Origin of the sequence: Exiguobacterium artemiae, from assembly GCF_033342815.1 — a bacterium.
GTDB lineage: Bacteria > Bacillota > Bacilli > Exiguobacteriales > Exiguobacteriaceae > Exiguobacterium_A > Exiguobacterium_A artemiae_A.
On record NZ_JAWPEN010000001.1, the window covers coordinates 199213 to 215517 of the forward strand.

Below are 16305 nucleotides of genomic sequence, written 5' to 3' on the forward strand. Positions count from 1 at the left end.
ATGACGGAATTCCATGAGAAGCTTTCACCATCCTTCTCTCGCTTGTCTGGTCCCTGTTCATTTTTCATATCCTCAATCGTAGCTGACATCTATACAGATTGTGTCCTTAGTATAGCGAAAGTCGAACTTCTTTGACAAGAGAAATTAATACCGGCGTCGGTTTTCACCTAAAAACTCAACCGGATTCGTCGTCGTCCGGATCCGTTCCATCAGACGCATGGCTTTCAGCTTGTCTCCCTGATCATTCGTAATCCCAAAATGGAGTTCCAATTCGTCATACGACAGGTTGGAACTGAACAGGGTCGGCAGCCGGTGCATCATCCGGTACTGCAGGATGATGCCGAATAATTCGTCACGGACCCACGGACTGATCGACTCTGCTCCGATGTCGTCAATCAACAAAACCGGGACGGTCTGAAAACTCTCCAAAAACGTATCGAAACTATCCGACCGGATCCGCCGCTTCGCTTCCGAGACGAAACCGGGTGCGTGAACCAAAATCGTCGCAACCCGTTCCTTTTTTAACGCATTGCCGATCGCTGCGAGCAGATAGGTTTTCCCGACACCAAAACTGCCGTGCAGGTACAGTCCTTTAACTTGCTGTTTGGAACGGACTGTATTTAAAAACTGTGAGGCGGCACGTAAAGCGAGCTTCCGGTCCGTCGTCGTTAAATCAAAGTCACTGAAGTTCGCATCCCGGACTTCATCCGGTAAGAAGAGACTTTTAAATTTCTTTTCGAGAGCCCGTTCGTTCTCACGGTCCCGTAACGCTTGGGTTTTTTCATATGCGACCATGATCTGGCCTTTTTCTAAGTGCAGGACAGGCTGATAACCTTCGATGACGGCTTTCTTTTCAATGATTTGATTTCCGTTCATCTGTTCCGCATACTCATTTAGTTTCAGCATGCCGCGTTCAATCATCCGTTGATCGATTTCAGGATGCGTCCGCAAAAACATGATGACTCCCGGGTGTGACAAGACACGCTGATGAATGGCCCGAACTGATTCTGCCACGTCCGGCCGGTTTAAAATCTTTTCAATCGATGATTGGATATGTTCCATCTCACTACTCCTTTATTTGCCTTTGAGTTCCCGCAGAATCCGTTCCATTTCTTCATCGTCCGGCACCTCAGCTTCAAAACTGGCTTTTTTCGTCGCTTCATATTGCTGTTGTTTCTCTTTTTCTTCCTGCAACCATTTCGGATTTGGTCCGGTCGCATTGGAACGGCCTCTTCGTCCTCCGACGGTCTGCCGCGAACGTTCCTGTTTTTGATCCTGTTTTTTTGAAATCAGTTCGTCTTGCTCCTTCGTTTTGGCCAACGCTTCGGCTGCCGTTACGTATCCTTTTTGTTTCCAGTCATCGACGATCGACAACAGGAAGTTTTTACTGAAACGGTTATCCTTTTTAATGACCAGCGCATAATAATAAGCGGCGTTGACGATTCCGGACGACATTTCATAGTCGATGATCAATTGCTGAATCAACTCTTCATCACGTTCCGACAACGCTTTGACTTTTCTTAACTTCGCGACGTAATGCTTCGGATGGGTTCCTTCCATCGTCTCGGTTTCACTGAGCTCGCCGACTTCCACCTCTTCGAGAACCGCAACTTTGGCTTTCTTTTCCCGACTGAGCTTTTGCTTCGCCGATAACATCATCTGTTTACATCGTTCCTGCTTTTCACTGTCTGTCATCGGCAGATAGGCTTCATGACGGAAACGGGCGTTCAAGAGTTCTGCCATGAGTGCTTCATTTGATTGTGTGACGTAAGCGAGCTTCAACAGCAGATGGTCAATCGATTTCGTATAAAAGCTCCGCGGCAGGAATCGATCGGTTTGACGTTTCATTTCCTCAAGGTCAAACGAATAATCAAATTCATACGCTGCCCGTTCCTGTTTCGCATAAGATTTCGGCTGATGGGCGGAGGCAAGTCCCGCCTTGACGTCAAATACTTGATCAAACCGGACGGTCCGGTCGACGACATTTTTCGGTAAAGGGTCGGTCCGGAAACGATTCTGTAAAGCCCGGAAACGAATTTCCCCGACGCGGTAGAAGAGTAAGCTGGACAGTACCCCGTCATTTAAAAAAGTATTCGGTGCTAGCGGTACACGGATTTGATAGACGTAGCGGTAAGCCGCCTGTTTGGCTTCAAACGTCCGAATCAAACCAATCCCCTCGAGTTTAAACAGTTCTTCTTTAAATTCATCAACTGAAAATCCGAGCAGCGTTCCGAGTTCCGCATGCGAGATGTATTGTGATTTCGTCTTCCCGGGAATCATCTCACTCCAAAACGTTTGATACAGTCCAAGGGCCTTTACACCGATGATTGGTTGATACAGATAGTAGAGCGATTGATACGCTTCCCGGTCGACGACACCATTACTCATGATCAAGCAGAGATCGGTCCCTGACAATTCACGTTCCATCATTTGCTTCATCCCTTCTTTCGTGAGAAAAAGAGAGGGCGTTCTGAACAGTCAGACGACCTCTCCTTCATTAGGTTTGATTTTCCCGTTCGGTGTCTTGATGACGTTCCATCAATTCGGATAATTCTTGGAAAAAGACATTGATGTCTTTAAATTGTTTGTAGACACTGGCGAACCGGACATATGCCACTTCATCGACAGACGCCAGTTCATTCAGCACGAGCCGTCCGACCTGTTCGCTTGGAATTTCATGTTGCGCCGTAGCTCGTAATGTTTTTTCGACCCGGCTGACGACTGTTTCCAATTGTTCAATGGAAATCGGGCGTTTTTCACATGCCCGGACTAATCCGCGCAAGATTTTGTCCCGATTGAATTCATCACGGGTCCCATCTTTTTTAACGATGATGAGCGGGGTTTGTTCGACCATCTCAAATGTCGTAAACCGATAGCCGCATGATTCACATTCCCGACGTCTGCGAATCGAACCAAAATCTTGCACGGGTCTCGAATCTAATACTTTTGTCCCGTTATAGTTGCAGGCTGGACAACGCATGTCGTACCTCCATTCACGTAATTTCTTTAGTGCCGATCATTTTTAAACGGTATGTCGAATCTAGATCCTGATAGATTAATTCAATCCATTTTTCTAAGTCAGGACCGAGCAGACCGTCCCGGTGCAGGAACAGATCCACCGCCGTGCGACCGGATCCGACCATGATGACCGTCGCAAGACCGTCTAATCCGGGTGCTTTAAAGGCCAGTTCTCCGCGTCCTTGATCGATACGTTTGACCGTTCCCTGCTGTTTCGTGACCGTCGCCTCTAATCCCGTAAACAGCATCTCTACCGTTGCTGCATAGTAATGGGTCCGTAACTTTTCATTTTTATGTGTATCCGACGTTTCCATTTGCTTTTGTAATCGTTCTTTCAGTCCCATTCCGTCATCACCTTTTTCTGTTTTCTTCTACTATTAAGAATAACAGACGTCAGACATATTAAAAAGCCCTCGCCATAAGACGAGAGCTTGTTCATTCGTGTTTTTGTCAGTTAACGTGCTGAACCGTAGCAGCTGGAACTTCAACAGGTCCCATACCACGTGGAATTTCGACATTTTCACGGATTTTCGCATCGAGTCCGTCAGCGATATAATGCGCTGCGATGGCTGGATCGATTCGATCGCCACATGTAAATACATCAACCGATGCATAACCATGCTCTGGGAAACTGTGAATCGTTAAGTGCGATTCAGAAATAATGACGACGCCGCTGACGCCGTGTGGAGCAAACTTGTGGAATGCGACTTCGCGTACTTCCGCACCTGCTTGAAGTGCTGCATCAACAAAAAGTCGTTCTACGTATTCCATGTCGTTCAATTTTTCAGGATTACAATCCCAAAGTTCTGCAATAATGTGTCTTCCCATAGTATCCATTTGTGGATCCCCCCTACATTCAATGGTCTTCAAAGTAGTTGATCACTTACTTTGCGCCTGAGTCGTTCGCACCCACGGGGGAAAGTTAGTCCAGAGAGGTCCTAACCCTTTAAGCTGCGATTGCCAGACCGATTGAAGTTCACGATTTGAATTATAGCGAGTATCAAAAAGATACACAAGGATAAATTTCGAATTTTATTATATTTTCTCAAAGAAAACGCTCTACACGTTGATGTAGAGCGTTTCTTTGACATTATTTTATTTTAACTCCAGTTGTTTCGCTTCGTTTCCAGTCGCTTCAATGTGTGCTCCGACAAGATGAACGAGATCGACGACACGGCAAGAGTAACCCCACTCGTTGTCGTACCAGGCGAGGACTTTGACTTGCCGTCCTCCCATGACCATCGTCGATAGACCATCAACGACGGTCGACTTCTCTTCCCCGTTAAAATCAATCGAGACGAGCGGTTCCATCGTTAAGCCTAGGATGCCGTCAAGCGCTCCGTCCGCTGCCTTGACGAACGCTTCATTGACTTCAGCGACCGTCGTATCACGACTGACCTCGACGACGAGATCGACCAGTGAGACGTTTGGTGTCGGAACACGAAGTGCCAATCCATTGAGTTTTCCTTCGAGATGCGGCAAGACGAGTGAAATCGCTTTGGCTGCTCCGGTCGAAGTCGGAATGATGGACGATCCGCATGCCCGCGCCCGTCGTAAATCCTTATGCGGATTATCGATATTGTTCTGGTCATTCGTAAAAGCATGAATTGTCGTCACAAGACCTGACTCAATCCCGAATGCCCGGTCGATGACCTGGACGACAGGTGCGAGACAGTTCGTCGTACATGAAGCGTTCGAGACAATCGCATCCGTCTCATGGTCATACATCTCGTCATTGACCCCCATGACGATTGTACGTAAATCACCTTTTGCCGGAGCTGTAATGACGACTTTTTTTGCACCGGCCGTCAAGTGTTTTTCAGCACCCGTTTTTGAATTAAACTTCCCCGTTGCTTCGACGACGATATCAACCCCCAGTTGTCCCCACGGCAACTGTTCCGGATCACGTTCGCTGACGATTTGAATTTGTCGTCCATTCACCATCAATGCCCCGTCAATGATGTCGACTGGATATCCAAATTTCCCGTGAACCGTGTCATATTTGATGAGGTGTGCCAATGTTTCCACCGGATAACTTGCATTAATCGCGACGACCTCACTTTTCCCTTCAGCGATCAGACGCCGAAATACCATTCGACCAATTCGACCAAACCCGTTAACTGCCACCTTGACTCCCATTTGCGGATCCCCCTTCAATGTGACGGATAATGCTCCGTTTACAGATAGAACTATATCATGAAATGTAAGCGATTTCATTACGTAATCTAAAAAAAGTGAGAGAAGTTGGTAACTTTCTCCCACTTTGATTCCGAAAACACTTTTGCCGACAGAAAACGATCACAAGAAAACGGCGTTAGACTGAACGAAGCGTTTTTAACCAGCTATCAATTTGCTGGTATAATGCTTCCCGTGTACTTTCATTAGTCAGAACGTAGTCGGCCAATTGCTTTTTCTGTTCGATATCAAGTTGCGAATTCATACGAGCCTGTGCCTCTTCCGCGGTCAGATGATTTCGTTCCATCAGACGCTGCTTTTGCAATTCGGCAGGACAATAGACGACTACGACTTGATCGACGAGTTGTTTCCAGTCCCCTTCTAGCAATAAAGGGATATCAAAAACGATGATCGATTGTCCGGCTTGTTCCTGTCGATTCGCCATTTCTAACATCTGTTGCCGAATTTTCGGATGCATTAATTCATTCAGGATAGTCCGCTTTTCATTATCGTAAAAAATGATATCGCCAAGCTTTGACCGGACGAGCGCACCGTCGGAAAAAGCAGTCGGAAAAGCCGCTTTGACTTCTTCGTATGCCAATCCACCCGGTTCGATGACCTGCCGGGCGACCAGATCCGCATCGATGACGTCAATCCCTTGTTGTTGTAAATAGGCGGATACCGTACTTTTTCCGGTTGCAATCCCTCCGGTCAGTCCGATTCTCATAAAGCCACCTGTTGACAGGTCGGGCAAAAGTGCGTTCCTCGTCCGCCGACTTTAATTTTTTCGATTGCCGTCCCGCATCTAGGGCAAGGTGCCCCGGTTTGACCGTATACAGCAAGCTGTAATTGGAATTCCCCTTTTCCGGTCGGAGACACGTAACTGCGAATCGTACTTCCGCCGCTTTCAACGGCTTTGGCGAGTACATCAACACCTGCTGCATGAATCCGGGAGATATCATCAAGCGTCAGTGCCCCGGCTTTCGTTAACGGATGGACCCGGGCGGCAAACAGTGTCTCATCGACATAAATATTCCCCAACCCTAAAAAAATCGATTGATCAAGCAGAGCCGTTTTGATTGGACTGCGCTTTTTCCGGATCAGGTTCTCAGCCAGGACTTCAGCCGTAAACGTCGGATCAAACGGCTCACGTTCCAGCTGGGCCAGTGGCGGAACCGACATCGCCGTTTCCTTCTCACGCAACTCCATCGTCCCGAATTTCCGGACATCGTTGTAATGCAGTTCCGAGCCATCTGTAAAGCGGAAGATGACATGGGTGTGCTTATCTTTTTCAATCGCCTGCGGATAAGGGAAATACTTCCCTTCCATCCGCAAATGACTAACGAGATAAAATCGGTCAAATGTGAACAATAAAAATTTCCCCCGACGCTCCACTCGTTCAATCCGCTCCTGTTTCAAGGCGTCAACAAATGGTGCTACTTCCATTCCCCGAATCATCTTCGGATGAAATACTTTAACGGAAGAAATCGTTTTTCCGGAGACCGTCCGTTCCAAGCTTCGTCTGACGGTCTCGACTTCAGGTAATTCAGGCAACTGTTTTCCTCCTCTGACAACTTGTTATTTGGTTTCATACCATGAATGACCGGCATCGCCGTCGACACGAAGCGGAACGGATAATTGAACCGTCTGTTCCATCGCTTGTTTGACAAGCGTCTTGAGGGCATCCAATTCTTCATCCGGCGCTTCGAAAATCAGTTCATCGTGTACTTGGAGCAACAGGCGGGCGCGCAACGGTGACTGTTCAAGCGCCGCATGGACATCGAGCATTGCTTTTTTGATGATATCGGCGGCCGAGCCTTGGATTGGTGTATTGATGGCCGTCCGTTCTGCAAAACCACGCAAGTTAAAGTTTTTCGAATTGATGTCCGGGATGTTCCGGCGACGGTTCATCAACGTCTCGACAAAACCGTTCATCCGCGCCTTCTCGATGGCAGCGTCCATGAACAACTTGATTTGCGGGAACAATTCAAAGTAACGGTCAATGAAGTCCTGTGCCTCTTTGCGGGAGATATTTAAGTTCTGTGACAAACCGTAATCACTGATGCCGTAAATGATTCCGAAGTTGACCGCTTTGGCCTGACGGCGCATATTTCCTGTGACGTCATTGGGCGCGACACCAAACACGCTGCTGGCTGTCTGCGTGTGGATATCGGCATCATCCAAGAACGCCTGGACAAGCGTCTTGTCTTCCGACATATGGGCCATGACCCGCAATTCGATTTGTGAATAATCGGCAGCGTATAACGACCAGCCCGGTTCGCTCGGAACAAACGCTTTCCGGATTTTTCGTCCTTCCTCGATCCGGACCGGAATGTTTTGCAAGTTCGGGTTAACGGAACTGAGCCGGCCTGTCTGGGCAATGGTCTGCGCAAATCGGGTATGAATTTTCCCGTCTTCTTTAATAACCTTCTGCAAGCCTTCAACATACGTCGATTGCAGTTTTTGAAGCTCCCGGTACAACATGATATGGTCGATGACTGGATGCAGCGGACGGAGTTTTTCCAATACGTCGGCGGCCGTCGAATAACCGGTCTTCGTTTTCTTAAAGGCAGGCAGTTCCATTTTCTCGAACAGGATGACTCCCAGTTGTTTCGGTGAGTTGATATTGAACTCTTCTCCGACTTCCCCGTAAATCAATTGTTCCAAATCGTGCAGACGTCCGGCCAAATCGTGTTGCATCTCCTGGAGCGTTTCGACATCGACACGGATTCCCGTCCATTCCATTTCAGCCAGAACATCCGACAACGGACGTTCAAGTGTTTCATATAACTCAAACTGTTGGTTGGCCTTTAGTTCTTCTTTGACTTTCGGGAACAACAGTTCAATCATGCGGGCTTTTTCCGCCAAATATGGATGCAGCACATCGTCTGCCGGAGCAAGGCGTTTCGCACCTTTTCCTAAGACGGCTTCTTCGTTTGGTGCCATCAGCATGTAATGTCCGGCAATCGACGCGAGGGTCGTTCCTCCGCTCAGATTCAATAAATAACCGGCAAGCAGTAAATCATCGAATGCCGTTAATTTCAAACCGTGTTTCCGCAAGGCAAACGCAGCTTGTTTTGCATCCAAACAGATTTTTTGATGGTCCGATTCAATCCAGTCACGAAATGCCGGATCCTCGACGAGTTCAGATGAAGCGACGTAAATTTGATCGGGTGTCGCGATACCGAATCCGATGATATCTTCTTCCATATAGTCTTCACGAAGTTGTTCCACAACGAGAACGGCATCGGTCACATCATTCGGAAGCGAAGTAATCGTTTGGACATTCAACTGTTCTTTATCCGCTTCTTCAACGACAGGTGCAAACCGGTTCGTCAAAGACTTAAAACCAAGCGACTGGAATAACGAATACGGAACTTGTGTATCGACGTCGCTGATCTGTAAGTCGTCGAGCGTGACATCAAGCGGGACATCGAGTTTGATGGTCGCCAGTTCCTTTGACAACCGTGCCAATTCTTCATTCGCAATCACTTTTTCTTTTTGTTTCCCTTTTAAGTCTTCGACATGCTCATACAAACCTTCGACAGACCCGTAAGCAGAAATCAATTTGATTGCTGTTTTTTCACCGATTCCCGGAACCCCTGGAATGTTATCGGATTTATCACCCATCAATCCTTTAAGGTCAATCATTTGAATCGGTTTTAATCCGCCGTATGTCTCGGCAAACAGTTCTTCTGTCATACAGAGGACATCGGTGATGCCGCGTTTTGTAATCAACACTTCGACCTGATTCGTCACGAGTTGAAGTAAATCCTTATCTCCCGTCACGATTCGGATTCGATCTGCCGGCATTGTTTGTGCCAATGTACCAATCAAATCATCTGCTTCATAACGGTGCAGTTCCATCATTTGAATACCTAACGCTTCACAAATGTCCCGCACAATCGGAAACTGTTCCCGAAGCTCGGAAGGTGTTTTTTCACGACTGCCTTTATATTCCTGATACACGTCATGCCGGAACGTTTCGCTCGAGGCATCAAATGCGACAAGCATGTGTGTCGGCCGTTCCTCTTCAAGCAGTTTCAACAGCATCATCGTGAAACCGTAAGCTGCGTTCGTATTGCGTCCTTGCGCATCCGTCATTGGTGGTAACGCAAAAAAAGCACGATACGTCAGTGAGTTTCCATCAATCAATAAAAGTTTGTTTTCCATCATCTACGCCCCTTTGGAAGATTTTCTGTTCTTATTGTATCACTCTACACACATTTGTTCGCTAAAAAGCAGACAAAAAAAGACGACCGGCTAAAAAGCCAGTCGTCCCTGCGTGTCCCGACATGGGAGCTGAACCAGTCGGGGCACAGATGATGAAGAAGGTACTTTAAGCATACGATTCTTCTGTAAAGGAAATATGAAGTCCTATCCCTTTTTCGGTAAACGTATCGTAAAAGTCGTTCCTTCATTTTCTTCGGATTCCACGTCAATCGTTCCATGATGCAGATCGATGATATGTTTGACGATTGCGAGACCCAGACCTGTTCCGCCTGAGTTCCGGCTCCGGGCTTTGTCGACCCGGTAAAACCGTTCAAAAATCCGTTGCATCTCTTTCGGATGAATGCCGATTCCATCATCTTTAATCCGCAGCATGACGGCCTCTTCTCCGTCCTCAAGACTAATCCAGACATTTCCGCCGTTCGGAGTATAATTCAAAGCATTCGCCACCAAATTGACGACGACTTGCTTCAGACGATTTAAATCTGCCCGGATGAAGACTTCCTCTTCCGTTTCAAGGTGAATCGTCATCTGTTTTTCAGTTGCTTTTCGCTGGAGCAGTGTAGCTGTTTCGTGAAGTAAACTCGTGACATCGACAATTGTCGTCTCCAGTTGGTAATTATCCTGCTCAAGACGGGATAATTCGAGTAAATCCTCGACCAGCGTCTGCATCCGTTCGGATTCATCATGAATGATGTTCAGGAACTGCTCCCTGATTTCCGGGACGTCCTGGGCACCATCGAGCAGCGTTTCGGCAAATCCTTTGATTGACGTCAGCGGTGTCTTCAGCTCATGGCTGACATTGGCGACGAAGTCCTTCCGCATCTGTTCAAGCTTTTTGATTTCCGTAATGTCGTTAAAGACGACCGTCGTTCCCTGAACACGTCCGTTTTTCCCGAAAATCGGTGCTGCACTGACCATGAACGTCCGACTGTTCAATCCGAACCGGACACTCGATTGTTTCCGGTTCGGTTTTTCCGTCAGATAGACATCTTCGATGACCTGACTCATCTTTTCATTTGGTAAGACCCGGTAGTACAATTGTCCATTCGACTGACCATAGATATTAAACATTTCCCGGTACGTCCGGTTAACCAGCAGAACATACCCCTTCTCATCAATCAGCATCAAGCCGGCACCCATGTATTCAATCAACGACTCGAGCCGTGCCCGTTGCATCGCTTCGCCGGAAGACGCATTTTCTAAATTCCGGGCTAACAGATTAATTGATTTCCCGAGATCACGTGATTCGTCCGGTGCCGTCAATTCATAGACACGGGACTTATAGTTTCCGTGTGACAATTCATGTAAGACTTCTGTCGCTTCCGCAATGGGGCGCAGGAATCGTTTTGTCGAACTGTAGACAGCAAAGAAAATAATACAAAACGAAATCAGCAGCGATAAGATGATGACGGTCCAAATCCGCGAATAGATCATATTCAAATCTTTTGTATAGCGGATGAAACTGATATAGACTTCTCCGCCGTCCGCCGTCAAAACAGGTTTCGTATATTGCAGACTCGTCTCGTCCACTTTCGATTCGAAGGTTCCATCATTCGGAATGGCAGAAAAATTAATTGCCCGAACGTTTAACTTCGTGACATCTACCGGAGTTCCGGCAATGATTTCGCCGCGTCCGTTAAATAAAATCATGTCGAAATTTGATTCGGCATACATTTTGTCGACGTATGCCGCCATATCCGAAACCGTTCGTTCCCGTAAAATCGACTCAACCAATGACGTCTCGTCCACCAATTTTTCTTTTTCATTATTGATATAAAAATCTTTAAATGATTGTCCAAGCAAAAAGCCCAGTGCGATTAAGACCAGGCTGATGAAAGACAACATTTTCAGAATGAATCGTTTGCGGTATTTGCTCATTCCGCTTTCGGCTCCTCCATCTTGTAACCTAATCCTCGAATCGTTTTGATGTAGATCGGCTTTTTCGTATTCGGTTCAATTTTTTCCCGGACATGACTGATATGGACGTCGACGATTCGTGTATCCCCGACAAAGTCATAATTCCAGATCGCAGACAACAGTTGATCCCGCGTCAAGACACGTCCCTTGTTTTTTGCAAGATATACTAACAGCTCAAATTCCTTTGGTGTTAATTCAAGTCGCTCTTCCGCTTTGAATGCTTCGTAGTTATCCGGCACGATTTTGACGTCTCCAATCAGGATCGTTCCATCTGTCACTTCTTCCGCGACAGTTTGCTGGTTCATCCGGCGCAGGATGGCTTTGACACGGGCGACGACTTCACGCGGACTAAACGGCTTCGTCAAATAATCATCTGCTCCGAGTTCCAATCCGAGCACTTTGTCGAACTCATCATCTTTTGCCGTCAGCATTAAGATCGGAGTATTGATTTTTTGTTGGCGCAGTCGCTTGCAGACTTCCAGTCCATCCAGTTCCGGTAACATAAGATCCAGAACAATTAACGCTGCATCCTGTTTCTCCGCTAACTTTAATCCCGTCATACCATCATGAGCGGTTTCAACAACAAAACCGGCTTGCTCTAAATTAAATTTTAAAAGTGTGGCAATCGAGAGTTCATCATCAACAACGATTATTTTATCTTTCAAAACAGTTAGCCTCCTCAGCGCGTTTCATCTTTGAATGAGGAATTCCGTGGAATCCACTTCTTCTGTCTTCATCTTAACGACTTTCGCTACTAAATCACAAATCTTTCTGGTCTTTCTTTACATAATCTTTAAGGTCGGACACTTTCTTCCAGTAGTTTCCCGTGTTGAAATGACGGAATTGGGGAAACAGTTACATATCGTGATTATGTGGAGGAATGAATATGGAATGGAATCACCCGTTATTTGCGGCGATTACGGCCTGGTTTATCGCACAAGCCGCTAAACTCGTCACCGGTTTAATCAAAACAAAAAAATTTGATCTTGAAATCATGTTTGCTTCAGGCGGCATGCCGAGTTCACATAGTTCGACTGTCGTCGCACTGGCTGTCGTAATCGGTTTCCAAGAAGGATTCGGCTCTTCTCTGTTCGCACTTGCTACAATTTTTGCTGTCATCATCATGTACGATGCGACCGGCGTTCGCCAAGCAGTCGGGTTACAAGCTAAGCTGCTAAATGATTATTTCAAAGGAATCCGGCACAAGACACCTTTGCTTAATGAACTGGTCGGACACACCGAATTTCAGGTCTTCGTTGGTCTGTTACTTGGTTTAGCGGTCGGTTTTTTATGGCCCGTCTTATTCTTTTAATCCGTTATGCTCAAGCGGATAAATCTGATAGATTTTCTTCATACAAAAGACCGCTTCAGATGTCTGAAGCGGTCTTTTGTTGATTTTATTATGGTTTTAAAATGACTTTGATACACCCGTCCTCATGATCATTAAACGTTTGATAAGCATGGGCGGCTTGTTCCAAATCAATTTTATGGGTGATGATATCGGTTGGATCAAACTCTTGATTGATGATTTTTTGAAACAATTCAGGCATCAGATGAACGACCGGAGCCTGCCCCATCTTCAATGTAATGTTTCTTGTAAAGAAATCACCGAGCGGGAACTGGTTATACTTTTCAGCATAAACGCCGGTCAATTGAACCGTCCCAAATTTTCGGACGGCATCTTTTGCAATATTGATGGCACTCAACGTGCCGCCTTGTAAGCCGATTTTTTGTTCCACTTTTTCAACGGCCGACATTTTCCCGTCGAGACCCACACAATCAATCACGACATCTGCACCGCCTTGTGTCAATTCCTTGATGTACTGTCCGGTCTCCTTGTGATCCTGCAAATTGACCGTTTCGACCCGGTTCGTCATCTTCGCATGATTTAACCGGTAGACTTGTTGATCGACGGCAATGACCCGTTTTGCCCCTTGCATCCAGGCGAACTTCTGTGTCATCAATCCAACCGGACCGGATCCGAGAACCACGACGGTATCCCCTTTCTTGACCCCTGAATTGATAACGCTCCAGTACGCTGTCGGGATGACATCGGACAGAAACAGTAACGCTTCATCTTCAAGCTCACACGATTCAGGAATAACCAGCGGCATGAAGTTGCCGAACGGTACCTTTAAGTACTCTGCCTGACCGCCCGGATGTCCGCCGAATTCTTCCGTAAATCCGAAGTATCCGCCCGTATCGACGTGTGGATTGCCGTTTGAATTATCGCACTGGCTCTCCATATCATGTTCGCAGAAGAAACAATGTCCACACGCGACGTTAAACGGCAGGACGACACGGTCTCCCCGTTTCACCTTCGTTACATCCGGTCCTACTTCTTCAACGATTCCCATCGGTTCATGTCCAATGACATAGTCCTTTTTCGCCGGCATGTTCCCTTGATAAATGTGCAAATCTGACCCACAGATAGCAGTTGATGTGATTTTGACGATGATATCGTCATTTTTTTCAATCGACGGATCTTGGACATCTTTTACTTCAACTTTTTTTGTCCCTTGGTACGTAACGGCGCGCATGAAGATTCCCCCTTTATAATTTTAAAATCAGGTATACTGTAAAGGTTTACCCTAAAGAACAGGTATTCATGTTACATTTTTCTTACAAAAGAAGGAATCTATCGGTGTATTGAACAAAAAGGCACCCCGTCATTGACGGCGTGCCTTTTCGTTGCGCTAGTTACAATATTTCAAGAACAGAACGGACGGTCGAAACCGACTGATCGAGTGCCTGCTTCTCTTCTGAAGTCAAGTCCAGTTCAAGCACCTGTTCCACGCCGTTCCCACCAAGAATGGTCGGAACACCCAGGTACAGATCTTGATAGCCGTACTCTCCTTCGAGATAAGCAATCGCCGGTAAAATCCGCCGTTGATCTTTCAGGATCGCTTCCACCATCTCAACGATGGCTGCTGCCGGCGCATAGTACGCTGAACCGTTCCCGAGCAACTGAACGATCTCACCGCCGCCTTTGCGTGTCCGCTCAACGATGGCTGCCAGTCGCTCCGGTGAAATCAGTTTTTCAAGCGGAATCCCACCGGCATAGGAATAGCGTAACAAGGGAACCATGTCATCCCCGTGTCCGCCGAGCACGAAACCGGAGATATCCTTAACGGAGACATTCAGTTCCATTGCGACGAACGCCCGGAAGCGCGCCGTATCGAGTACACCGGACTGACCGATGACCCGTTCTTTCGGAAAACCGGATGCTTGAAAGACGGTGTACGTCATCGCATCGACAGGGTTCGTCAAGACGATGATGATGGATTCCGGTGCATGGGTCACAATTTCTTTCGTGACGGCTTTCATGACGTTTGCATTCGTGCTGACCAGATCTTCACGACTCATTCCAGGTTTTCTGGCAATCCCCGCCGTAATGACGACAATGTCAGATCCTTTAATGTCTTGATAATCGGACGTGCCCGTAATCCAGGAGTCAAAACCTTGAATCGGTGCTGTTTCCTGCATATCAAGTGCTTTTCCTTTAGTCGCGTTTTCCTGTTGCGGCATATCGACGAGCACGATATCCCCTAACTCTTTTTGAGCGAGATACAGTGCCGTCGTCGCTCCAGTAAATCCGCTACCAATCACCGAAATCTTTTTCCGTCGATTCATTGTCCCGTCCCCCTATGCAAGATTACATGTTCTTGATGAGTTCATCTGCGAATTCAGAACATTTCACTTCTGTTGCGCCATCCATGAGACGTGCAAAATCATATGTGACGACTTTGCCTTCAATTGATTTTTCCATTGACTGAATGATTAAGTCTGCGACTTCATTCCATCCGAGGTGACGGAACATCATTTCTCCTGAAAGAATGACAGACGATGGGTTTACTTTATCAAGTCCTGCATACTTCGGTGCTGTACCGTGAGTCGCTTCAAAGATTGCGTGACCCGTCATGTAGTTGATGTTGGCACCCGGTGCAATCCCGATTCCGCCGACTTGTGCTGCAAGCGCATCTGAAATGTAGTCTCCGTTTAAGTTCATTGTTGCAACGACATCGAATTCTTTTGGACGCGTCAAGATTTGTTGTAAGAAGATATCAGCAATCGAGTCTTTAACGATCAATTTGCCGGCTGCTTCTGCTTCAGACTGTGCTTTGTTCGCTGCATCAGCACCTTCTTCATCTTTGATACGGTCATATTGGTTCCATGTGAAGACGTGTTCTGCATATTCACGTTCTGCGAGTTCATAACCCCAGTTTTTGAATGCGCCTTCCGTGAACTTCATGATGTTTCCTTTGTGGACGAGCGTCAATGAAGCACGTTTGTTTTCAAGTGCATATTCGATTGCTGCACGGACAAGACGTTCTGTTCCTTCTTTTGAAATCGGCTTGATTCCAAGACCAGATGTTTCAGGGAAACGGATCTTGTTGACACCCATCTCTGTTTGCAGGAAGTTAAGTAATTTTTGTGCTTCTTCGCTGCCTGATGCGTACTCGATTCCAGCATAGATATCTTCTGTGTTTTCGCGGAAGATGACCATATCTGTATCTTCTGGACGTTTAACCGGTGAAGGAACGCCTGTGAAGTAACGGACCGGACGAAGACATGTATATAAATCAAGTTCTTGACGAAGTGCAACGTTTAACGAACGGATTCCGCCGCCGACTGGTGTCGTGAGTGGTCCTTTGATTGCGATGATGTGTTCACGAATCAGATCAAGTGTTTCTTCCGGAAGCCAGTTGCCTGTTTTGTTGAAAGCTTTTTCTCCGGCGTAAACTTCTTTCCACTCAATTTTCTTCTCGCCGTTATATGCTTTTTCGACAGCAGCGTCGAAAACACGAACTGCGGCATTCCAGATATCAGGTCCAGTGCCATCACCGATGATGAATGGAATGATTGGTGAATTTGGTACGTTAAGTGTTCCGTCTGTTACTGTGATGTTTTCGCCTTGAATTGTAGCCATTTGTAAAATCCCCCTTGAATATGATTGATGTC

15 protein-coding genes are annotated in these 16305 nt (G+C 46.8%); 1 reads left to right on the forward strand and 14 read right to left on the reverse strand.

All coding sequences use genetic code 11. The features are described from left to right. Positions 1-144: 144 nt before the first annotated feature. The 11 genes from dnaI to R7V76_RS01035 form a co-directional block, all read right to left on the reverse strand. On the reverse strand, positions 145-1062 hold the full coding sequence (gene dnaI, locus R7V76_RS00985) for a primosomal protein DnaI (RefSeq protein ID WP_012371063.1): 918 nt from the start codon (positions 1060-1062) through the stop codon (positions 145-147). Positions 1063-1074: 12 nt separating this feature from the next. Then, the gene (locus R7V76_RS00990; RefSeq protein ID WP_026827756.1) at positions 1075-2430 is read right to left on the reverse strand and encodes a replication initiation and membrane attachment family protein; all 1356 of its coding nucleotides are present in this window, start codon (positions 2428-2430) and stop codon (positions 1075-1077) included. Positions 2431-2497: 67 nt separating this feature from the next. Next, positions 2498-2980, reverse strand: a complete 483-nt coding sequence (gene nrdR / locus R7V76_RS00995) for a transcriptional regulator NrdR (RefSeq protein ID WP_114595266.1) — start codon at positions 2978-2980, stop codon at positions 2498-2500. A gap of 13 nt (positions 2981-2993) precedes the next feature. Beyond that, positions 2994-3362: a hypothetical protein gene (locus R7V76_RS01000; protein ID WP_318090969.1), complete on the reverse strand. Its 369-nt coding sequence runs from the start codon at positions 3360-3362 to the stop codon at positions 2994-2996. Positions 3363-3468: 106 nt separating this feature from the next. Then, a complete protein-coding gene (gene speD, locus R7V76_RS01005) occupies positions 3469-3855 on the reverse strand; it encodes an adenosylmethionine decarboxylase (protein ID WP_012371067.1) in 387 nt (128 codons plus the stop codon). A 258-nt stretch (positions 3856-4113) separates the two neighbouring features. Next, the gene (locus tag R7V76_RS01010) at positions 4114-5157 is read right to left on the reverse strand and encodes a glyceraldehyde-3-phosphate dehydrogenase (protein ID WP_318090972.1); all 1044 of its coding nucleotides are present in this window, start codon (positions 5155-5157) and stop codon (positions 4114-4116) included. 175 nt (positions 5158-5332) lie between these two features. Continuing rightward, positions 5333-5920 carry a dephospho-CoA kinase gene (coaE, locus tag R7V76_RS01015; RefSeq protein WP_318090974.1) on the reverse strand — a complete coding sequence of 196 codons (588 nt, stop codon included), beginning with the start codon at positions 5918-5920 and terminating at the stop codon, positions 5333-5335. Then, positions 5917-6747 carry a DNA-formamidopyrimidine glycosylase gene (gene mutM, locus R7V76_RS01020; protein ID WP_214850158.1) on the reverse strand — a complete coding sequence of 277 codons (831 nt, stop codon included), beginning with the start codon at positions 6745-6747 and terminating at the stop codon, positions 5917-5919. The genes coaE and mutM overlap by 4 nt, the downstream gene beginning before the upstream one ends. Before the next feature lie 24 nt (positions 6748-6771). Continuing rightward, the gene (gene polA, locus R7V76_RS01025) at positions 6772-9369 is read right to left on the reverse strand and encodes a DNA polymerase I (RefSeq protein WP_318090976.1); all 2598 of its coding nucleotides are present in this window, start codon (positions 9367-9369) and stop codon (positions 6772-6774) included. Positions 9370-9570: 201 nt separating this feature from the next. Beyond that, on the reverse strand, positions 9571-11304 hold the full coding sequence (gene pnpS / locus R7V76_RS01030) for a two-component system histidine kinase PnpS (RefSeq protein ID WP_318090977.1): 1734 nt from the start codon (positions 11302-11304) through the stop codon (positions 9571-9573). After that, positions 11301-12008: a response regulator transcription factor gene (locus R7V76_RS01035; RefSeq protein ID WP_012371073.1), complete on the reverse strand. Its 708-nt coding sequence runs from the start codon at positions 12006-12008 to the stop codon at positions 11301-11303. The genes pnpS and R7V76_RS01035 overlap by 4 nt, the downstream gene beginning before the upstream one ends. A 215-nt stretch (positions 12009-12223) precedes the next feature. Here R7V76_RS01035 and R7V76_RS01040 point away from each other — a divergent pair, with 215 nt between their 5' ends. Beyond that, a complete protein-coding gene (locus tag R7V76_RS01040) occupies positions 12224-12655 on the forward strand; it encodes a divergent PAP2 family protein (protein ID WP_440137032.1) in 432 nt (143 codons plus the stop codon). 88 nt (positions 12656-12743) lie between these two features. Here R7V76_RS01040 and R7V76_RS01045 read toward each other — a convergent pair whose 3' ends face one another. From R7V76_RS01045 to icd, 3 genes are all read right to left on the reverse strand, one after another. Next, a complete protein-coding gene (locus R7V76_RS01045; protein WP_318090979.1) occupies positions 12744-13883 on the reverse strand; it encodes a zinc-dependent alcohol dehydrogenase in 1140 nt (379 codons plus the stop codon). 160 nt (positions 13884-14043) lie between these two features. Beyond that, entirely contained in the window at positions 14044-14976 is a 933-nt protein-coding gene (mdh, locus tag R7V76_RS01050) for a malate dehydrogenase (protein ID WP_318090980.1), read from the reverse strand. A 22-nt stretch (positions 14977-14998) separates the two neighbouring features. Then, positions 14999-16273 (reverse strand): NADP-dependent isocitrate dehydrogenase, encoded by a 1275-nt coding sequence (icd, locus tag R7V76_RS01055; protein ID WP_012371077.1) that lies wholly within the window; start codon positions 16271-16273, stop codon positions 14999-15001. Positions 16274-16305 lie beyond the last annotated feature (32 nt).